General features: G+C 69.3%; 19 protein-coding genes and 1 pseudogene. 5 read left to right on the top strand and 15 right to left on the bottom strand.

Annotation, left to right across the window (positions count from 1 at the left end):
• The first annotated feature begins 1 nt into the window (after nt 1).
• Nucleotides 2–1,039: a LacI family DNA-binding transcriptional regulator gene (locus ACIRA5_RS05570; protein ID WP_403687568.1), complete on the top strand. Its 1,038-nt coding sequence runs from the start codon at nt 2–4 to the stop codon at nt 1,037–1,039.
• Between the two features lie 118 nt (nt 1,040–1,157).
• Here the strand turns inward: ACIRA5_RS05570 and ACIRA5_RS05565 are convergent, their stop codons facing one another.
• The 11 genes and pseudogenes from ACIRA5_RS05565 to ACIRA5_RS05515 form a co-directional block, all read right to left on the bottom strand.
• Nucleotides 1,158–1,823, bottom strand: coding sequence for a histidine phosphatase family protein (locus ACIRA5_RS05565; protein WP_403687566.1), 666 nt, complete (start codon nt 1,821–1,823; stop codon nt 1,158–1,160).
• Between the two features lie 313 nt (nt 1,824–2,136).
• Entirely contained in the window at nt 2,137–3,531 is a 1,395-nt protein-coding gene (locus ACIRA5_RS05560; protein WP_403687563.1) for a hypothetical protein, read from the bottom strand.
• A gap of 103 nt (nt 3,532–3,634) precedes the next feature.
• Nucleotides 3,635–3,811, bottom strand: a complete 177-nt coding sequence (locus ACIRA5_RS05555; RefSeq protein WP_403688660.1) for a hypothetical protein — start codon at nt 3,809–3,811, stop codon at nt 3,635–3,637.
• A 66-nt stretch (nt 3,812–3,877) separates the two neighbouring features.
• Entirely contained in the window at nt 3,878–4,486 is a 609-nt protein-coding gene (locus ACIRA5_RS05550; RefSeq protein WP_403688583.1) for an NUDIX hydrolase, read from the bottom strand.
• A 62-nt stretch (nt 4,487–4,548) separates the two neighbouring features.
• A complete protein-coding gene (locus tag ACIRA5_RS05545) occupies nt 4,549–5,022 on the bottom strand; it encodes a hypothetical protein (RefSeq protein WP_403687561.1) in 474 nt (157 codons plus the stop codon).
• Between the two features lie 6 nt (nt 5,023–5,028).
• On the bottom strand, nt 5,029–5,568 hold the full coding sequence (locus ACIRA5_RS05540) for a hypothetical protein (protein WP_403687558.1): 540 nt from the start codon (nt 5,566–5,568) through the stop codon (nt 5,029–5,031).
• Nucleotides 5,569–5,694: 126 nt separating this feature from the next.
• Nucleotides 5,695–6,270, bottom strand: coding sequence for a DUF6262 family protein (locus ACIRA5_RS05535; RefSeq protein WP_403687557.1), 576 nt, complete (start codon nt 6,268–6,270; stop codon nt 5,695–5,697).
• A complete protein-coding gene (locus tag ACIRA5_RS05530; RefSeq protein ID WP_403687555.1) occupies nt 6,267–8,156 on the bottom strand; it encodes a tyrosine-type recombinase/integrase in 1,890 nt (629 codons plus the stop codon). The genes ACIRA5_RS05535 and ACIRA5_RS05530 overlap by 4 nt, the downstream gene beginning before the upstream one ends.
• A gap of 653 nt (nt 8,157–8,809) precedes the next feature.
• Nucleotides 8,810–9,967 carry a tyrosine-type recombinase/integrase gene (locus ACIRA5_RS05525; protein ID WP_403687553.1) on the bottom strand — a complete coding sequence of 386 codons (1,158 nt, stop codon included), beginning with the start codon at nt 9,965–9,967 and terminating at the stop codon, nt 8,810–8,812.
• Between the two features lie 115 nt (nt 9,968–10,082).
• Nucleotides 10,083–10,265, bottom strand: a pseudogene (locus ACIRA5_RS05520) (MazG-like family protein); the annotation flags it as partial.
• A gap of 59 nt (nt 10,266–10,324) precedes the next feature.
• On the bottom strand, nt 10,325–10,870 hold the full coding sequence (locus ACIRA5_RS05515) for a DoxX family protein (RefSeq protein ID WP_403687551.1): 546 nt from the start codon (nt 10,868–10,870) through the stop codon (nt 10,325–10,327).
• Nucleotides 10,871–11,012: 142 nt separating this feature from the next.
• Here ACIRA5_RS05515 and ACIRA5_RS05510 point away from each other — a divergent pair, with 142 nt between their 5' ends.
• Nucleotides 11,013–11,339, top strand: a complete 327-nt coding sequence (locus ACIRA5_RS05510) for a nuclear transport factor 2 family protein (protein ID WP_403687549.1) — start codon at nt 11,013–11,015, stop codon at nt 11,337–11,339.
• Nucleotides 11,340–11,546: 207 nt separating this feature from the next.
• On the opposite strand, the gene ACIRA5_RS05505 is transcribed toward ACIRA5_RS05510, so the two are convergent.
• Nucleotides 11,547–12,260, bottom strand: coding sequence for an ABC transporter ATP-binding protein (locus ACIRA5_RS05505; RefSeq protein ID WP_403687547.1), 714 nt, complete (start codon nt 12,258–12,260; stop codon nt 11,547–11,549).
• A gap of 114 nt (nt 12,261–12,374) precedes the next feature.
• Nucleotides 12,375–13,856, bottom strand: coding sequence for an ABC transporter permease (locus tag ACIRA5_RS05500; protein WP_403687544.1), 1,482 nt, complete (start codon nt 13,854–13,856; stop codon nt 12,375–12,377).
• Nucleotides 13,857–14,193: 337 nt separating this feature from the next.
• Between ACIRA5_RS05500 and ACIRA5_RS05495 the strand changes: the two genes are divergently transcribed.
• A complete protein-coding gene (locus tag ACIRA5_RS05495; protein ID WP_403687541.1) occupies nt 14,194–15,411 on the top strand; it encodes a D-alanyl-D-alanine carboxypeptidase family protein in 1,218 nt (405 codons plus the stop codon).
• Nucleotides 15,412–15,688: 277 nt separating this feature from the next.
• Here the strand turns inward: ACIRA5_RS05495 and ACIRA5_RS05490 are convergent, their stop codons facing one another.
• Together ACIRA5_RS05490 and ACIRA5_RS05485 are read right to left on the bottom strand one after the other, a co-directional pair.
• Entirely contained in the window at nt 15,689–16,474 is a 786-nt protein-coding gene (locus ACIRA5_RS05490; protein ID WP_403687539.1) for an SDR family oxidoreductase, read from the bottom strand.
• Between the two features lie 101 nt (nt 16,475–16,575).
• Nucleotides 16,576–17,583, bottom strand: coding sequence for a Gfo/Idh/MocA family protein (locus ACIRA5_RS05485; RefSeq protein ID WP_403687536.1), 1,008 nt, complete (start codon nt 17,581–17,583; stop codon nt 16,576–16,578).
• Nucleotides 17,584–17,681: 98 nt separating this feature from the next.
• On the opposite strand from ACIRA5_RS05485, the gene ACIRA5_RS05480 reads away from it, so the two are divergent.
• Both ACIRA5_RS05480 and ACIRA5_RS05475 read left to right on the top strand, forming a co-directional pair.
• Nucleotides 17,682–19,046: a multidrug effflux MFS transporter gene (locus ACIRA5_RS05480; protein WP_403687534.1), complete on the top strand. Its 1,365-nt coding sequence runs from the start codon at nt 17,682–17,684 to the stop codon at nt 19,044–19,046.
• 17 nt (nt 19,047–19,063) lie between these two features.
• Nucleotides 19,064–20,173, top strand: a complete 1,110-nt coding sequence (locus tag ACIRA5_RS05475; RefSeq protein ID WP_403687531.1) for a serine hydrolase domain-containing protein — start codon at nt 19,064–19,066, stop codon at nt 20,171–20,173.
• The last annotated feature ends 34 nt before the right edge of the window (nt 20,174–20,207 follow it).

The following is a 20,207-nucleotide window of genomic DNA, read 5'->3' as shown; positions in this document are numbered from 1 at the left end:
CATGGGACATCCGTACACGATCCGCGAGATCGCCCGGCAGGCCGGCCTGAGCGAGGCGACGGTCGACCGGGTCCTCAACCATCGCGGCGGCGTGCGCGAGAGCACGGCGCGGGAGGTGCAGCAGGCCATCAAGGACCTGGACCGGCAGCGCACCCAGGTCCGCATCGGCGGCCGCACCTTCATGATCGACATCGTGATGCAGACCCCGGAGCGGTTCTCCTCGGCGGTACGCGAGGCCCTGGAGGCCGAACTGCCGTCCCTGCACCCGGCGATCGTCCGCTCACGGTTCCACTTCCGCGAGACGGACCCCGCGGCGGAGCTGGTGAAGGACCTGGACAGGATCGCCGCGCGCGGTTCTCAGGGAGTGATCCTCAAGGCCCCGGAGGTCCCCGAGGTCACCGCCGCGGTCGGCCGGCTGGTGGCGGCCGGCATCCCGGTGGTCACGCTGGTGACGGATCTGCCCAGCAGCCCGCGGCTTGCGTACGTCGGCATCGACAACCGGGCCGCCGGAGCCACCGCCGCCTACCTGATACGCCAGTGGCTCGCCGACCGTCCGGGGCATGTGCTCGTCACGATCAGCCGGGGGTCCTTCCGCAACGAGGAGGAGCGCGAGATGGGTTTCCGCAGCGGGATGCGCGGCGGCGGGCCCCTACGCCGACTGGTCGAGGTCACGGACAGCGACGGGCTGGACTCCACCCAGCGGGCCCTGGTCCTGGCGGCTCTGGAGCGGGATCCGGAGATCAACGCCGTCTACTCCATCGGCGGCGGCAACACCGCGACCATCGACGCCTTCGCGGCGCTCGGCCGGGGGGTGCTGGCCTTCGTCGCGCACGACCTGGACCACGACAACACCCGGCTGCTGGCGGAGGGGAAACTGTCCGCGGTGCTCCACCACGACCTGCGCCAGGACATGCGGCGCGCCTGCCAGACCATCATGCGGGCCCAGCAGGCGCTGCCGGACGAGGGTCCGTTCCTGCCGTCGGCGATCCAGGTGGTGACGCCGTACAACATGCCGCCGTACAACGTGCCGTCGGTGTGAGAATCCCGGATCCTTGGGGACGGGTTCCGCATCCGCGGGGGACGGGTTCCGCATCCGCGGGGACGGGTTCCGCATCCGCGGGGTACGGATCCCGTACCCGCGGGGGACAGGCGGACGTCTACGCGGTCGGGCCCAACGGCTGTCCCGCGGGGCCGCTCTCCCGTGCGTGCGCCGCGCCGCCGATGTCCGTGCCCGCCCAGGACAGCGCCGTCCAGCCCTCCTCGGGTGAGCCCTCCAGGATCACGATGTCGGTGTTGTCCAGCCGGTGCTCGGTCGCGAAGGACATGTCGACGTTGTGCGCCCGAGCCGCCGTCCACACCCGGATCGCGGCGCCGTGGCTGACCATGGCGACGCTGCCCGCGCCGGTCGCCGCGGCCTCCGCGACCACCGCGTCGAACCGGCCCAGCGCCTCGGTGCCGTTCTCGCCGCCCGGCATCCGCAGCCCGGTGTCCCCGGCCACCCAGGCGAACGCCGTCGTGAAGTACGTCCTGGCCGCCTCGGTGTCGCCGCGCATCATCTCCAGGTCGCCGGCCTCCAGCTCACGGATGCCGTCGCGTACGACCACCTCGAGGCCGCGGGAGGCCGCCAGCGGGGCGGCCGTCAGCTGGGTACGGGTCAGCGTGGAGACGTACAGCAGGTCGATGTCCACGTCCGCGAGCGTCTGGGGCAGCGCGGCGGCCTGCTTCTCGCCGAGGCCGGTCAGACCCGGGCCGGGGACGGCGGTGTCCAGGAGGAAGGCGACGTTGGACGGGGTCTGGCCGTGGCGGATGAGGATCAGGCGCATACGGTCACCTTCTCAGACGGCGCTACGACGGATGCGGCGGCCCGGGCGGCGGGGCCGCCCGGGCCCTGGAGGGCCGCCCGGGCCCTGGAGGGCCGCCCGGGCCCTGGAGGGCCGCCCGGGCCCTGGAGGGCCGCCCGGGCCCTGGAGGGCAGGCCCGCCCTGGAGGGAAGGCCCGCCCCGGAGGGAAGAGCCGCCCCGGAGGGAAGAGCCGCCCCGCAGGGAAGAGCCGCCCCGCAGGGAAGAGCCGCCCCGCAGGACGGAGTAGCCCCCGCAGGACGGAGCAGCCCCGTGCCCCGGCCGCCCGCCCCGTGCCTCAGCTGCCGACCGTGAACCAGGTCGCCCGGGACTTCTTCCACTCGGGGTGGGTGAGGTCCTTGGCCTCCGTGCCGTCGCCGTACAGGTCGGCGGAGCCGTCGTCGGTGATCAGCTGGGCGCGGGCGCCGGGAACGGTGAGATCCGGGACGTCGACGACCGACTCCCAGCCGCCCGGGTCCGAGGTGGGCAGGTCGAGCCGCTTGACCGGGGCGTGCGCCGGGTCGCCGTCCCAGGAGTACAGGGCGTACGGGTCGGAGTTGTCGTCGGCGGCCCAGGAGCCCGCGACGATCAGGTACTGGTTCGCGGCGTTCTTGCGCAGGTCGCGCACGGAGAGGCCGCCGAGGTCCAGCTCGACCGGCGTCCCGAAGACGGCCTTGGCGCCGCTGCCCACCACCTTGTCCATGTTCGTGACGGGCACGAGGAGCGCCTTGCCGCCGGCGACCGCCGGGGCGAGCGGCGCGCGGAAGCCGAGGTACGCGGTCGTCGTCGACCCCGGCGCGAACTCCAGCCCCTCCACGTTGAACCCGTCGATCTGCTTGGGGACCTGGCCGTCGGCGGTGCCCGCCGCGAAGCCGTAGCGGTCGCCGTGGGCCTCGTCCCAGGCCACGAGGTCGTCGCGGAGCTTGCCGTACGAGCCGCCGTACGACAGCACGGTCGCCGCGCCCGAACCGCTGACCTTGGTGGTGAAGACGGTGTTGCGGGCGGACTTGTACTCGCCGTCCTTGTTGTTGCCCAGCGAGCCCGTCCAGTAGATCGTGTCGCCGACGCGCGTGCCGGCCTCGATGTCGATCTCCTTCGAGACACCGATGTTCGAGCTGAAGTCCCAGGTCTTCACGGGCGCGCCCGAGGCCGAACGGTCGTACAGCCGCAGGGTGTTGGACTCGTCGTCCGCCACCACCGCATAGCCGCCCCCGACGTCCACGGCGGCGGAGGCGTCGCTGGATCCCGTGAAGTACCTGCTGTCCGCGGCCTGTTGGACGGCGGCCGACGCGGCGTAGTGCAGGGTCTTGGTGGCGGTCGTGCCGTCCACGCCGGTGACCTTTACGGTCAGGTCGGTGTAGCCCCGGCCGCGCGCGGCGATGGCGACCTGGCGGGTGGCGCCGGTGCCGGTGACCGTGGCGTCGGCGGTGGTCGCCACGGAGGTCTTGCTGCTCTTGGTCACCGTGACCGTGAGCGCTCCGGCGTCCGCGCCGCTCTGTGCGACCGTCACCTTCACGACCGGATCTCCGCTCGCCCCCACCGCGCCGGACAGATAGGACGCCGACAGCGACAGCGTCGGAGTCCCGTAACTCGCCGCTCGGGCCTGGCTTCCCAGCCCCAGGACGGCGAGCGCGAGCACCCCGCTGGCGACGGCGAGCGTCCTGCGGCCACGGGGGAGAAGGTAGTCCTGCACGGGGACCCTTTCGTCGGCGTGATGTCGACGAGAAGGCTCGGCCGTCATCACCAACTGCCGACGGCCCGCACACGTCCACGGGGTGAACAAGTGCGGGCGCGGCTCACGGAGTTGGATCCGTACCGAGCGACCGCTGCGTGACGCCCGTCAGATGGGCCATGAAGACCTCGCGCGCGTCCGGCGTCAGCGTGCGCAGCGCGATCAGCGCCGTGATGACGACGTCGCAGAGCTCGGACCGTACGTCGTCCCACCTGTTATCTGGGGTTGTATTCAAATACATGCTGGTCAAAGCGCTCTATGAATGTCAGTTACGTGAGGCACATCTCCTCCTGGTGGCCGGAGGTCATCACCGCGTGCTCCTACGTAGGGCCAGCAAGCTCATTAGCTTGCGAGTGAACCGGTGCATGTGGGGGTCGAGGGTGTCCTCTGGTGTGGCGAGGACCTGGTCCAAGGAGAGCCACTTGATCGCGTCGAACTCGGCTTCGTCGAAGGAAGTGACCTGGCCTGCCTCTCCCCGCAGGACATACCACAAGGACACATCAGTGTGCTGCCCCTGGCCGCGAGTACGTGTGACGGTGAGGAAGATCGGGCGGTCCCCGGTGATCGAGGCGGGTACGGCCTCGATGCGCAGCTCTTCGCGGCATTCACGACGGACCGTGTGCCACGGATCCTCTGTCGGCTCGACGTGGCCGCCGCTGGGAAGCCACAAGCCGGCCTTGCGGTGGGCAACGAGTAGGAGCTCCTCGCGCGTCTCATCGAGCACGACGAAGTAGCTGACCAGGTGCTTCGCGGGGGTGGCGGGCTTCAGCGTCCTGTAGAGAGGCGCTCCGCTGGTAATCCACTCTGCTGTTGCGGCGAGGTGTGTCTGCTCCTGATCGTCCCAGGGCTCGATGCCGCTGAGCACCTGCATCAGCTGGGCGCGGAGTAGTTGGTCGGGGGCGTTTGAGAAATCCATGGTGACCACGGGCACATGATGGCAGGGGAGACACAACCTCTCGCTGGTCAAGTCAGCCAGTGCTAGCGGACGGGGCCCTGCTCGTCGATGAAGAAGTCAGGCGTTCCACAGAACAGGTCAGTGGTCACCGGTCCGTAGGCGATATTGAAGGTGTCCAGCCAGTAGGACCAGTCCCGGATTCCCAGTGCGCTGCTGAAGCGGTAGTTCAGCTGCCAGCGGACCCACTGCCCGGGAACAAGTCGCACGGCGGGCAGGCGTCGTCGCCGCGGCGGCAGGGCAAACAAAGGCTGCACTCGTGGAAAGACCCGCAGGCGTCCTTCGGATTCACGGAGTTGGACATCGACCTTGGTCAGGTCCTCAAGAGTGCCATGAGGCTGAAAACCGTCCTCCTCACGCATGCGCACCACGTGCGCCAGCGACCTCGATGCATGTGGAAGAGGGAACCCGATCGGGGCGGCATTCCTGCGCGCGGCACTCTCACCTCCCCGAGACTCCTTGGTCCACGATGTCCGTACCCACTGCACGGTGATCTCCACGCCGTCTCACTCCCCGCACAGCTCGTCGAGGATCTCGCCGTAGTAGCGGCGCCGCTGGCTCAGTGTCTGGGCGACCTCGTCGTCTGTGACCTGGGAGATCTTCCCGAGGTGCTCCAAGAGGTTGTCCCGTTGGGGATGGTCAGAGCCTTTGACGTACTCCGTGGTGATGGACACTCCGGGGGCGAGCAGCAGGTGGTGGGGAAGGCCGCACCAGGTGTCGAAGCTCCGGCAGACGGCTTCCCACAGGAGCCAGACGTCCTCGACGCGGCGTTCTTCGGCGATCCGCAGGGCGGCGAGTTCGATGCTGTGGCTGAATCCCCAGGAGTGCCCATGCCGCCGTGTCTCCTGAAGCAGCAGGAACCGGGCGAAGTTCCCGTCTTCCTGACAAGGGTCCCGGTTCAGGGCTTCGAGGACCTGCTGCCTGTCCTCCCAGCGGGCGTCCATGGGCAGCCCATCCTCAGTGTGCTGCCCATCGAACTCCAGAAGTTCCCATCGCTCGGGGTCCCCGCGCCACCAGGCCAGGTCGGGTATCGCGGGTCGGCTCATTGGCGTGTCTTCCGTGCGGAGGGGGGACGTCGTGGCATGTGCGCGATCAGCGTCGACAGGGACGACCCCAGCTTCGCACGGCTGCTGCTGGGGCCTGGGCCCGCCTGCGAGCAACCTGAGGGGCGATCACGTCGAGTCGCGGTTCTGGTCGCGCATCATGTTCCGCAGGGCCGTCCGGGCGGCGGCCAGGTCGTCCTGTGCCTCGGCCAAATCATCCTGCAGGCCGTCGCGGTCTGCTTCGGCTCGGGCCAACTCTGCGGCAAGCCGTTGGTTGGCGATGGTCAGCTCCTGAACACGGGCGAGTAAGTCCTTGGCGGAGACGGCGTCGACCCGCTCGCCGAGGCTGCGCTGCACCGCGGCCCTGAGCCGGTCACGTTCCTCGGTGAGCGCCCGGACCTGGGCACGCGCAAACTCAAGGTCGGTTGCCAGGCTCGCGGCGCTGGCCGCCGTCCCTTCCTTGCGCTGCCGGATTATGCCGGCCGCCTGGCCCGCGCGAGCGGCTTCGATTTGCTCGCGGACCCCTTCGGCGTAGACAAGCCAGTTTGAGACGCCAGCCCGCTTGGCGACTGCGAGGAACGTGATCGGGTCGCCGTCGGCCTTCATCTGATCCACTACAGCAAGTACCCTTGCGCGCTTCTCGCGGCTGGCCTTCTGTCGGGATTCAAGCAGTACTTGAGCTCGTGTACGCGGCTCCGCCGTCATGCGACTACCTCCGGAGGACCGAATGCGGGCATGCCCAGGCTGACAGCCCCCGTTGAGGCCCCAGCACGGAGCTTTCGCAGAACCTTGCTGGCCTCCTCGACCTCGTGTCTCATCTCATCGGGCATCGAAGCCAGCTTCTCCTTCTGGTTTTCACGGACGGCCTGGAACGCGGCGATCTGGTCGTCCAGGTTCCGGATGACGAACTCGGCGGCGCCTGCCGCGGCAGCGACCTCACGGTCCGCCTTCAACGCACGGATGTGCTCCTCAACAGCGGGCAGGTATGACGGATCGGGTCGGTACGAGCCGCAGCCAGCGCATTGGAATCGGATGGGGCACGCCTTCCCGCCGGCCTTCACGTTGGTGGGTTCGATGCAGTTTCCGAACGCCACCGCTACCGACCTCATCTCGTACGCCGTGCTCGATCTCATCGGGGCAGGATTACCGAAGCGGTCGGTGGTCAGGCTCTTGATGGTGTTGATTGCCTCCCGCTTCATCTTGATGCTCACCTTGTAATAAGCCGCGGTGGTGTCGGCAGACTTGTGATCCATCAGATCCTGGAGTACGTGCTGCGGCATACCGGCGTCGGCGTATCGCTGGCAGAAGGTGTGACGGAAGGCGTAGGGGTAGATCAGCGACCGTTTGAAAGGCAATGGTGTGCCGTCCGGGCCGAGTTCTTCGGAGTGGATCTCCGGAATTGAATCGGCCCAGGAACGGATGGCAGCACCAATGTTCCCGGTGGTCAGGTGACCAGTGGCGGCGTTGTCGGTGACCGCCGGGAAGAGGAAGGGGAGGGCCCGAGAAGGCAGGTTGAGTCGCTCTCGGACCGACGTCCACTGTTTGACCGCGCTAACCGTTTCGCTGTCCAGGGGAAGGCGTCGCCGGAGCCGACCTGCCTTGGTGTTGTCCCAGATCAGCTGGTATTCGCCGCCGCCGTCGTATTCCAGGCAGTTCAGGCCGAGAGCCCCGATCTCGTTGGGGCGGCGTCCGGTGTCTCTCAGCAGTACGTAGACCATGCGGAACATGGTCCGGACGCAGTCGGTCGGCATGCTGCCGTAAGTCATCCCTACGCCGATGAGGTCGAGGCGTTTGTCGAGCTGGGCGACCACCGACTCGGGGAGGGCCTTGCCGATGTTGTCCTCATCGACTTTGTCCCGCTTGATGCGGTGCTCGTTCGTATGGAGGACGAACCGAGAAGAGAGAGAATCAAGGACGCCTTCGGCGCGGCCGAATTCCAAGAGTTCCGTGAAGAGCTTCAGCAGCCGGGCCCGTGAGTCGTTGCTGCGGGGTTTCCCGTCTCTGCGAACGGCCGCCCTGAACTCGTTGACAACCGCCGTCATGTCCGCGAAGCCCAGTGCGGCAGGGGCATCGCCTGCCCTTCGCGTAGCGAGGGCCTGAGAGGCGATCGTGCAGGCCAGAAGCCGATCTCGAAGAGCTGAAGAACCCGGACTCGTCGTGCGAGCCCAGTGCATGGCTACTTCACGAAGCCATGGCTGGAGGATGGGAGTGAAGTCGATCTCGCCCTCACGCACGCGATACCCAGTCCGCGTGCGCGCCGGTAGAGGAGTGTTGAGCGCTCGCAGGTCCCACACCGGTTTGGCGGTCTCGTCGATGCCGCGGTACGCGTCGAGTGCCCTGCTGATGTCCCGCTTGACCTCCTTGATCAGGGACCGAGTTCCGGTGCATGTGACGTCGGAGGGTTCCGGTGTGATGCCAACCGCGAGAGCCACAGAGGGGATCCCGGCGAACAGCCTGACGATCTTCCTGACCAGAGTCGGGCGGAGAACCTGTCCACGTGCGTCTCTGCGCTGAAGGGCGTAAAGCAGCTCAAGACGCGTCGTCTCTTCAAGGGGAACGAGGCTGAACTCGTTCTGGAGAAGGAACGGCACCCGCGCTTTGGTCCACTCGGCCAGGTCCCTGTCGCTGTCTCGCCCACTCTCGCGGGCGTAAGCCGCCCACAAGTTGCGGTGCGGGTAGCACAGGCGGGTCGGCAGGCTCTCCTCGCTTCGGCATCCACGAACCGCGCACAGCGGAAGCCCCGAGAATGGTTCTTGAGTGGCTGCCCAGGCTTCGCGCTCGCTTGCGTAGCGGCCGATCCGGGCATCGTGGCCGTACGTCCTGCGCACGTGATCACGCCAGAGCGAGTAGTGGCTATGACAGAGTCGCCCCTTGATCCCGTCGCGTCCGCAAGCCGGGACAACGCATCGCTCAGGCGTGGCGTGGAACCTGCGGTTGCGCCGCGGGACAAACGTCCGGTCGAACTCCGTCTCCGTCTGATTCGACTTGCGGTAGTCGATATTGCAGCTTCCGCAGTACGTCGGCCCCTCGGTCGGGGAGTCGCAGAGAGGGTGACGGCAGCTTCGAGATCCAGTGAGTGGATTGTCCGGGTCTCCAACGAACAGCAGATCATGAGGACGCCACTCACTGGGCCTCCAGCTCATGTCGACGGCGTCCTGAAGCCAGGCGTTCCAGGGTCCGAGCAGGTGATCATCAGTCGGCAGTGCCGCGGCGTCCGCGTTCCTCGCCAGGTCGGCCCTGACGTTCACCGCCGCGCGGCCCTTCGCATCTCTGAAACCGCCGTTACCGCGTCACGCTTTTCCTGGTCGCTAGCGTGGAGATAGATCTCCATCGACTGCTCGCTGACATGACCGAGCAAGTTCTGCACCACATGGCGCTGCTTGCCCTGCCGAATCCACCGGGTCGCAGCCGAGTGCCGGAACATATGCGGTCGGGTAGCGAAGCCCGCTCGTTTGGCAAGCCGCGCGAACAGGTCGTACGTGGCTTGGTACTTCATCGGCGAGCCCAGAGGCGCACGGAACAAGTTGACGAACGTCATGTCGCAAGACGCGGCCTCGGGTACGGCTTCTCGTTCCCACTGGTAGTCGGCGCAAAGACCGACCAGGTCGTCGCTGACGGGGATCGATCGAGGCTGTCGTGACTTGGCCAGGGCTCCGTTGGAGTTCTGGCGGCGGCGCACATGGATGTGCGGGCCGATCGTGGGGCACCCAAGTGCCGTCGAGTTCGACAGCAGATGCATGTCCTGTCGCCGCAGGCCCAGTGCTTCCCCGATGCGCACGCCAGTTTCGGCCAGGAGCGTCACGAGGAACCGGTCGCGAGCATGGGACGTGAGGTCGATGATGCGGAGGATCTGCTCGTCGGCCAGGTGCTCGTATCCGGAGACCGCAACTTTGAACTTCAACTTTCGTGCTTGGACAGTGCGGTACTGATCGTCCTCACCGGTGTTGTAACCAGTCGGCATGTGGTGGAGAAGCCTGGGTTCGGTCAGCAGGGCGATCAGGTCTGCGGCGACCCACCCGTGCAGGGAGCAGTGCCTCAGGAACTGACATGCGGTGGTCACGATCGCGTTCGCGGTCTTCTTGCTGCGATGCCGGGGTTCGGCGAGCACTCTCTGACTCCTGGCCGGCAGGGGTACGTCAACCAGCCAGTGCAGGAACCGAGCAAGCTGCACGACGGTGGGTGCCGACCAGCAGATGCCGAACTCCTCACAGAAGGACAGGTACAGCGCCACTCGGCCCGCGTAGGTGCGCAGGGTATTGACGGATGCGTCCTCCTGAGAGGCAAGCGCAGTCAGGTACGAAGTCGCCTCAGGGTGGATCTCGTAGTCCTTGCTGACGACGATCCACGTCGTTGCCCCGTCGGAGGGCCTGATGGCCTTCTCAGCCCGGTAGGCGCGAGGCATGGAAGAGAGCCCGGCTAACGTCACTGAAGTCCCCCAAGATAGTTGTCTGTCACGTAGACAACGCGCAGACGTCACTTAGGTAACTGAACTTCAGGACTCACTAGAGATAACACCTGTGGCTGGCGCCCTTGCGCGGGTTCTGGCCGGTCGCGCCGATCACCGCCTCGGCGACCTCGCCGACCTCCTCCGACAGTTTCAGGATGCGCAGCAGCAGGCCCTCCTGGCCGCCGTGCGCGCGGTGGGCGTCCAGCCAGGAGTGCAGGCGGTCGATGGATTCCCAGACGTCGTCATCAGCCATGGGGCAAGCTTCCCGCACCGGCCGTGCGCCCCGGCCCGCCCGTACCCCCGCTCCTGCGCCTACTCCTCGAACAGGGCCTCCTGCTTGCCCTCGGCCGCCTCGCGCACCCTCTTGTTCCGGGCGCCCACCACGGCCAGCGTGGCCGCCGCCGTCACGCCGAGCGCCACGGGGACCATCCAGCCGCGGTTCACGGTGTGGCCGAGCGCGTGGTCCAGCGAGAGGCGGCCGGGGCCCGCCACCGCGAGGCCCGCCGCCGTCAGGGCCAGCGACGCCGCGTACTCGTAGCCGCCGTTCATCGCGAAGAACCCGTTGGGCAGATGCACCGCGGCCGCGCCCACCATGCTCCCGGCCGCCGCCGCACCCGCCGCGGGGGTCGCGAGGCCCAGCGCCAGCAGGGTGCCCCCGCCGGCCTCGGCCAGCCCCGCCGCCATCGCGCTCGCCTTGCCGGGCGTGTAGCCCATGGCCTCCATGGCGGTCCCGGTCCCCTCGAGGCCGCCCCCGCCGAACCAGCCGAACAGCTTTTGCGTCCCGTGCGCGGCCAGCACTCCGCCCGTACCCAGACGGAGCAACAGCAGTCCCAGATCGCTTCGGTCGTAACAGGTCACGGTGGCTCCCAGAGCAGTCGGACGGCGGCAATGGTCAACGGTCCCTCCCGTGGGTCCACCGTGGCACCGATGGCGCGTGACCGACGTGTTCGGGGTGTCGTTCGGGTGGCGGGCGCCCGGGACCGGTGTGAGGGTGACTCCCATGACGATTCAGGTAGCGAAACTCAGCGACCCGGCCGTCCGGGCCTTCGTCACCGCTGTGAACGCCCATGACCGTGACGCCTTCCAGGCCCTCCTCGCACCCGGCGCGACCATGTCCGACGACGGTGCCGACCGAGACCTCGCCGACTGGACCGATCGGGAGATCTTCTCCTCCCGCGGCCACATGGAGGTCGACAACGAGTCGAACGGCGGCCGTGCCCTCATCGCCCGCTACAGCAACGACACTTGGGGCGAGATGAAGACGAGGTGGAGCTTCATCGTCGACGACGGCGGCAGGATCATCCGGTTCGAGACCGGCCAGGCGTAGCCCGACCGTCCCGGGGTCTTGCCCCCGCGTACGTCCGCCGTGCCCCGACCGCCTCACCGTGACGCCTCGACACCGACCATGCCGACCTCCACCAGCTGCACAGGGGCGTCCTCACCAGCGGCGGCGCGAACGCGCGAGGGCCGCTCACCGCCGCGCAGCCGGCCGAGGCCGACCGCGTGCCGGGACGGTGAGCGGCCCGGGACGCGCCTACTGCTGGGCGTACTGCTGGGACAGGGGGCGTCGGCCCCCCTGCTCGGTCAGGGTGATCTGCCCGGCCTTGATGGTCGCGAGGCGCGGCGCCCGGCGGGCGATCGACGAGTCGTGGGTGACCATGATGAAGGTCAGCCCGTACTCGTGCCACAGCCCTTCCAACAGGCCCATGATGTCGTCGCGGGTGCCCTCGTCGAGGTTTCCGGTCGGCTCGTCCGCGAGGAGCACCTTCGGCTTCTTGACCAGCGCGCGGGCGATGGCGACACGCTGCTGCTGACCGCCCGACAGCTCGGACGGCGCATGCGTCAGCCGCTCGCCGAGACCGACCGAACGCAGCGCCTCGGCGGCCCGCTCGCGCCGCTCCGCGGGCTTCACCCCGAGCGGTACGAGCGCGGTCTCGACGTTCTCCTGCGCGGTCAGCGTCGGGATGAGGTTGAACGACTGGAAGATGATGCCGATCTTCTCGGCGCGCAGCCGGGTCAGCTTGGCCTCGCTGATGGAGGCGAGGTCGACACCGTCCAGCTCGACGCTGCCGGCGGAGGGACGGTCCAGGCCGCCGATCATCTGGAGCAGGGTGGACTTGCCGCCGCCCGTGGGGCCCTGGATGACGAGCTGGTCGCCGTCCTCGATGGTGAGGTCGATGCCACGCAGCGCCTCCACCGTGTCCTTGCCCCGCGTGTAGCGCTTGGTGACGCCGGTGAGCTTGTACATGAGGTTCTCCGAAGATGAAGAAGGCGTAGAAGTGGAAGAGGAGAGAGGGAAGAGAGGAAGGGGTGGGGCGCGAAGGGCACCGCCCGAAGGGGCAAGGGGATCGCCCGCGGGGGACTAGGACACGCTGCGCAGCGCGTCCGCCGGACGCATCCGCGAGGCGCGCCAGCCGCCCATCGCACCGGCGATCAGACCGCCCGCGATGGCCAGGCCCGCGGCGAGCGCGATGGTGGTCACCGAGACCGGCGCGGAGAGCGCGATCTCCATGGTGTTCTTGACCGCCTGCTGCCCGGGACCGCCGCCGCCGGGGCCGCCGCCCATGCCGCCACCGCCGCCACCACCGGTGTTGCCGAGCTCCGCGGTCAGCTTCGGGCTGATCGCCGTCACCGCGTACGCCGCGCCGAGGCCGATGGCGATGCCGAGCGCGCCGCCGATCAGACCGTTCACGATGGACTCGCCGACGACCTGCCGGGTGACCTTGCGGGAGGGCCAGCCGAGCGCCTTGAGGGTGCCGAACTCACGCACCCGGCGGGACACGGCGGAGGAGGTCAGCAGCGCCGCCACCAGGAACGCGGCCACGAGCACCGCGATGGACAGCCACTTGCCGACGCTGGTCGCCAGGTTCGAGGCGGTCGACAGGGAGCCGGAGACGGTGGAGGCGAGGTCGGCGGAGGTGGTGACCGTCGTACCCGAGATGTTCTTCTGGATGGTCGTCTTGACCGTGGTGATCTGCTTGGAGTCGGTCGCCTTGACGTAGATCGTGGTGACCTTGTTCTTCGCGTCGCCCAGCGTCTGCGCCTGCTTCAGCGGCAGGTAGACGTCGGTCGTCGACTCACTGCTGTCCGGCGTCGCGATCCCGATGACCGTGTACTTGGTGCCGGAGATCTTGAAGGTCTTGCCGACCGTGTACTTGTTCTCCTTGGCGTACGACTTGCTGACCACCGCGACCTTCGCGTCGGTCTGCGCCGCCGTGAAGGTCTTGCCCGAGGTGATCTTCGAGGTGGCGAGCGGGCCGAGGTCCTGGTCGGTGACGTCGACGCCCGCGACGGAGTAGGAGTTCACGTCGAAGGAGGCGCCGCCGCCCTGCACCTGGGGCGCTCCCGTGCTGCCGCCGCCCTGGCCGCCGCCGGGGCCGCCCTGCTGGGAGGAGCCGCCGGACCCCGAGGACGTGGTGGACTTCGCGGTGCCCTGGGTGAAGGAGCCGTCGACCTTGGTGACGTTCAGGCTCAGCGCGCCCACCGCGCTCGCCACGCCTTTCTGTGCGGAGACCTTGGTGACCAGGGAGGAGGCCAGGGACTGTCCGCCCTGCGTCATCACGCGGTCCGAGCTCTGCTTGGTGGAGCTGCTCGACTTGGCGTTGAAGTCGAACTTCGGTCTGCCGGACGAGTTGCTCGAAGGCGCCGCCTGGGCCTTGGTCACCGTCATGTCGGTGCCGAGCCCGTACAGCGACTTCAGGACCTTGTCCTGTGCCTGCTGCATGCCGGCCGACACCGAGTTGACGGTGATGACCAGCGCGATACCGAGCGCCAGACCCATGGCGATCACCAGGGCCGCCTTCTTGCGCCGGCTCAGCTCACGCTTGAGATAGATGCCAAACATCCCGTTCCCCAAAGGTTCTTGGCGCCCGCTGTGGGCGCGGCCACAAGCTATGGAGAAACCTTTGAGCGGGGCTGAGTAAGAGATGTGTGAGAGCTGAGAAAGCAGGGTCAGGAATCAATATTCCGTAAGACAGCTGATTCCTAAGGTCCGGAGGGGCTATTGCCAGGAAACCCCTGTTGGGTGGGGTGCTGAGGGCAGGAGCCGGCCGGACGCGGGGGCGGGGGTGTTCCTTCGCGCTGCCTTCGGGTGCGCTGTGGCCTTTCTTTGGGACCCCGACGCGGGGCGACTTCGAGACCCCGGCGTACGGATGCGCGAACTTCTTTTGTACGGTCCCGGGATGCGCGATTCCTCTCCCGTCCCCCCGCGTGACGCTCGGCTGTCCCGCCGTGCCGCCCTCGGCCTCGCCGCGGCCGTCCCGCTGGCCGTGGCCTCCCCGGCGTCGGCCGCCACGCCCGTGATCGGCGGTGAGCGGCTCGCCCGCGCCGGCGTCCAGGTGAGCGGCGCCGCGGGACTGCCCAAGCGGCTCACCGCCCGCTCCTGGCTCGTGGCCGACCACCAGAGCGGTGAGGTGCTGGCCTCGTACCACGCGCACACGCACCTGGCGCCCGCCTCCACGCTGAAGATGCTCTTCGCGGACACCGTGCTGAAGAATTTCGAGCGGACCGAGCGACACCGGGTGACCGACGCCGACCTCGCCGACATCCCCTCGGGCTCCAGCATGGTCGGCGTCAAGCCCGGCATCACCTACACGGTCGAGCAGTTGTGGCTCGGCGTCTTCCTGCGCTCCGGCAACGACGCGGTGCATGTCCTCAGCCACATGAACGGCGGCGTCGCCAGGACGGTCGCCCAGATGCAGGCCAAGGCCCAGGACCTGCAGGCCCTGGACACCCATGTGGTCAGCCCCGACGGCTTCGACCACAAGGGGCAGGTGTCGTCCGCCTACGACCTGACGCTCTTCGCCCGCCACGGCCTCGCCGACGCCGACTTCCGCGCCTACTGCCACAGGAAGACCGCGAACTTCCCGGCGGGCGGCAAGAAGACCTTCCAGATCCAGAACACCGACCGCCTGCTGACGGGCGCGTGGGGTGTGCCGACGTACGACGGACTCATCGGCGTGAAGAACGGCTACACCAGCAACGCCGGCAACACCTTCACCGGCGCCGCGACCCGTGGCGGGCGGACCCTTCTCGTCACCGTGATGCACCCCAAGAGCGGCGGCAGCGGCGTCTACGAGGAGACGGCCGCGCTGCTCGACTGGGGGTTCAAGGAGGGCGCGAAGGCCCGGTCGGTGGGCGCCCTCGTCGATCCGCTCAGCGAGGGCGGCGCCTCCGCGGCTCCCACCCGGAAGGCGGGCAAGGCGGCGGCCGGGGCTCCCGCGGCGGCCGCGGGCGACGGCGGCTCGTCGTCGTGGGGGCTGGTCGGCGGGGCCGGGGGAGCGGTCGCGCTGCTCGCGGGCGGGGCGTACGCGTGGCGCAGGCGGCGGCGTGTGGTGGGGGACGAGGCCCCGGGGGGACGCCAGGAAGGTCAGGACGGTCAGGAACGTCACCAGGGCTGACCGCGGTGGCCGCTGGGGGTCGGCCGTTGTTGGGACAGCCGTTCCGAGGCCCGGAGCTCACCTCGCGGTCCCGCGCGAGGTCCGCCCCCCACCCGGGCCGCGGAACGGCTGCCACCACCCCCCTCGGTGTGGACCGTGGTCGTACCGAAGTCCTCCACTCCAAGTGTGAAGCTCTGGTGGAGAAGTCACGAGCATAAGCCCGCCACCGGCCCGAACGGTACGGACGTTCAGCTTCCGTTTGTGTAGGTTGAGCCGTTGACGAGCTGTCCGGGGCCCGTCAGCCGCGCCCGACATACGGCATCGCGGTGGCCAGTACCGTCGCGAACTGCACATTCGCCTCCAGCGGCAGCTCGGCCATGTGCCGCACCGTGCGTGCCACGTCCGCCACGTCCATCACCGGCTCGACCGCCGTTTCCCCGTTCGCCTGCAACGCCCCCGTCTGCATGCGCTCGGTCATGTCGGTCGCCGCGTTGCCGATGTCGATCTGACCGCAGGCGATCCGGTACGGACGCCCGTCCAGGGACAGTGACTTGGTCAGCCCCGTCAGCGCGTGCTTGGTCGCCGTGTACGCCACCGACAGCGGGCGGGGCGTGTGCGCCGAGATCGAGCCGTTGTTGATGATCCGGCCGCCCTGCGGGTCCTGCTCCTTCATCTGCCGGTACGCGGCCTGCGCGCACAGGAACGCGCCGTTGAGGTTCGTGTTCACGACGTGCAGCCATGCCTCGTACGGCAGTTCCTCGACCGGGACGCCGCCGGGCCCGAACGTCCCCGCGTTGTTGAAGAGCAGGTCCAGGCGCCCGAAGCGCTCGCGCGCCGCGTCGAACAGGGCCGCCACGTCGTCGGGGCGCGAGACGTCGGTGCGTACGACGAGGGAGGGCGCCTCGGGGACGAGGGCGGCCGTCTCCTCCAGCGTCCGCGGCTTGCGTCCGGCGAGCGCCACCGACCAGCCGGTGCGCAGCAGTTCGACGGCCACCGCACGGCCGATGCCGGAGCCCGCGCCGGTCACCACCGCGATCTTCGCCTGCGAGGCGGGCAGGGCGTTCGAGTCGTTGAGGGCATTCATGGGCCCGCAGCGTAATCGGGAGGAGCTGCCGTGCGGTGTCGGCATCCTGGTCGTGACCGTCCTGGTCGGACCGTGTGGTGGAACCGTCTGGTGGGACCGTTCTAGTCGGTCTCTCCGGGGTAGCGGACGCCGATCTGGGCGCGGATCGTGTCGAGCGTGCGCATCACGGCGAGGCTGCCGTCCAGGGGGACGAGCCGTGACTCCCTCTCGCCGGCCCGCAGGGCGCGCATCACCTCGGCGGCCTCGTGCTTGAGGCTGGTGCGCGGGCCGTGCGCCGGGTCGGCCGTGAACTCCTCGGGGTCGCGGCCGTCGCGGTGCAGCACGAGCCGGTCCGGGAAGAAGAAACCGCCCGGGATGTCGATGCGGCCTTGGGAACCGGTCACGGAGGCCGAGACAGGGGTGCCGCCGTTGACGGAGCAGTGCACCGAAGCGAGAGCGCCGCTCTCCCAGGTGAGCAGTGCTCCGGTCTGGAGATCGACGCCCTCGTCGGAGAGCACCGCTCTGGCGGTGATGCCCGAGGGCTCCCCCAGCAACAACTGCGCGAACGACACCGGATAGACGCCGAGATCGAGCAGCGCGCCACCGCCCTGCGCGGGGTCCCGCAGCCGGTGCGACGGCGGGAACGGGCCATTGATCCCGAAGTCGGCCTGAATCGTGCGGACTTCACCGATCACACCGTCGTCGACGAGGCCCTTGAGCCGCCGGACCAGCGGATTGCAGTACATCCACATGGCCTCCATCAGGAAGCGGTCGTGCTCCTTGGCGAGCGCGACCAGTTCCTGCGCCTCGCGCACGTTCAGCGTGAACGCCTTCTCGCACAGCACATGGCGCCCCGCCTCCAGACACATCCCGGCGGCGGCCCGGTGCGCGGAGTGCGGAGTGGCGACGTACACGACGTCGACGTCCTCGTCCGCCGCGAGCGAGGCCCAGTCCCCGTACGCCCTCGGAATCCCGAACCGCTCGGCGAACGCCTTCGCCGAGGCGTCCGTCCGCGAGGCCACGGCTACGACCTCGGCGTCCGGCATGTCCACCAGATCCGCCGTGAAGGCCGCCGCGATCCCGCCGGTCGCCAGAATCCCCCACCGCACCCGCTCGCCCACGCCCGTCATTCCCGGCCCTTCGCTCTGCCACTTGAAGTTCTGTGACCCCGAACACTCCGTTCGAACTGAGAGCATAGGTGGCGGATTACTCGAAGAGGGAGGGGCTCATGCCCGAGCGCGGGCACACCAGGCGGGACCCGAAGGGCCCGGAAGCCCCGCAGGGGCACATACCGAACACGGCGGTGGCCGACGCACCGGCGGTGGCCGACGCCCTCGCGGCGCCCGAAGCGCCGGACCCCGGTGCCCTCCGTCGCACCGGACTCCTCGTCACCCTGATCCTCGGCGGACTCACCGCCACGCCCCCGCTGTCGATGGACATGTACCTCCCGGCCCTGCCGGAGGTCACCCGCGCACTGCACGCCCCCGCCGCCACCGTCCAGCTCACGCTGACCGCCTGCCTCGCCGGGATGGCGCTCGGCCAGCTCGTCGTCGGACCGATGAGCGACAAGTGGGGCCGCAGACGCCCGCTCCTCGTCGGCCTCGTCGTCTACGTCCTCGCCACCGCCCTGTGCGCCCTCGCCCCGAACGTCGAACTCCTCGTCGCCTTCCGACTCGCCCAGGGCCTCGCGGGCGCGGCCGGCATCGTGATCGCGCGAGCCGTCGTACGCGACCTATACGACGGCATGGCCATGGCCCGCTTCTTCTCCACCCTCATGCTGATCTCCGGCGTCGCCCCCGTCGTCGCGCCCCTCATCGGCGGCCAGATCCTGCGTGCCACCGACTGGCGGGGCGTGTTCGTCCTCCTCACGGCGGTCGGCATCGCACTCACCGCGCTCGTCTGGACGAAGCTCCCCGAGACCCTCGCACCCGCGCAGCGCCACGGCGGCGGCGTCGGTGAGGCGCTGCACGCCATGCGCGGACTGCTCGCCGACCGCGTCTTCACCGGCTACACGCTGGCGGGCGGCTTCGCCTTCGCGGCACTGTTCGCCTACATCAGTGCCTCTCCTTTCGTGATCCAGGAGATCTACGGCGCGTCCCCGCAGACCTTCAGCCTGCTCTTCGGGATCAACTCCGTCGGCCTGGTGGTCGTCGGCCAGATCAACGGCAAGATCCTCGTCGGCCGGGTGAGCCTCGACAAGGTCCTCGCGGTCGGCCTCGCCCTCATCGCCCTCGCCGCGACGGCGCTGCTCCTGCTCGCCACCGGCGTCTTCGGCACGGCAGGCCTCGTCCCGGTGGCCGCGGCCCTCTTCGTCCTCATGTCCGCCATGGGCCTCGCCATGCCCAACACCCAGGCGCTGGCCCTGATGCGGGTACGGCACGCGGCCGGTTCCGCGTCCGCGCTGCTCGGCACCTCCTCCTTCCTCATCGGCGCGATCGCCTCCCCGCTCGTCGGCATCGCCGGGGAGCACACCGCGGTCCCGATGGCCGTCGTCCAACTGGCGGCGGTACTGGTGGCCATCGCCTTCTTCGTGGGACTGTGCCGTCCCTGGCAGACGGGACACACCGTGGACGGAAAGGCGGCGGGCAGCTGAGCGCACCGAGACTGCGCGTGGACACCCCGGAACGGGCCGGACTCGACCCGACGGAACTGCGCCACCTCGTACGGGACGTCCGCACCCTCACCCGTGGGCCGCGCCCCTGGGCGGCGGGCGTCGTGCTGGTCGCCGGCCGTGGCCCGGTCATCGCCGTCGAGGAAGCTGCGGGCTGGGCTGTGCGCTACTCCTCGTACGACGAGAAGACCGACACCGGGGTCGAACTGCCGCCCGGGGACCGGCGGCCGATGACCGTCCACACCCCCTTCGACCTGGCCTCCCTCACCAAGCTGTGCACGGCGGTCGCCGCGGTGCAGCAGCTGGAGCGGGGCACGCTGGGGATCGACGCGCGGGTGGGGGCGTATCTGCCGGAGTTCCGCGCGGCCTCCGCCCACGACATCACCGTACGACAGCTGCTCACGCACACCTCTGGGCTGCGCCCCGAACTCCCGCTGTACGACTGCCCGGACGACGCGGCGCGCCTCGCCCTGCTGCGGGCCGAGGCCCCTTCGTCCCCGCCGGGCGAGTACGTGTACTCCGACCTGAACCTGCTCCTCCTCCAACACGTCCTGGAACGCGTCACCGGCCGCACGCTCGACGTCCTCGTCCGCGACGGGATCACCCGGCCGCTCGGGATGACCGCCACGTCTTTCGGGCCGTGCGCGGGGGCGGCGGCGACCGAGGACCAGCGGCGGCCGTGGGGCAAGGCGGACCGGGGGATGCTGCGGGGGGTCGTGCACGACGAGAACGCGTGGGCGCTCGGTGGGGTGGCCGGGCATGCGGGCCTCTTCTCCACGGCCCACGACCTGGCGATCTTCTGCCGGACCCTCCTCGCGGGCGGCTCCTACGGCCCCGCCCGCATCCTCGGCCCCGACTTCGTCGAGCTGATGCTCACCCCGCCGGGCCTCGGCTTCGCCGTCGACCAGCCCTGGTTCATGGGTGCGCTCGCCGGGCGGGGCGCCGCGGGGCACACCGGTTTCACCGGTACGTCCCTCGTACTGGACCCCGCGACGGACACGTTCCTGGTGCTCCTCGCGAACACGGTGCATCCCCGCCGACGCGCGCCGGACAGCGCGCCCCGGGCAGAGGCGGCGACGCGGCTCGCGAGGGCGGTACGGGGCGCGTGAGCCGGGGGTCTTGTTCACCGCGGGTGAGTGGGGG

It is taken from the genome of Streptomyces sp. NPDC096311, from assembly GCF_044763085.1.
Lineage (GTDB): Bacteria > Actinomycetota > Actinomycetes > Streptomycetales > Streptomycetaceae > Streptomyces.
The sequence above is the reverse complement of the archived record's forward strand: the minus strand, read 5'-3'. Positions and strand labels throughout refer to the sequence as shown.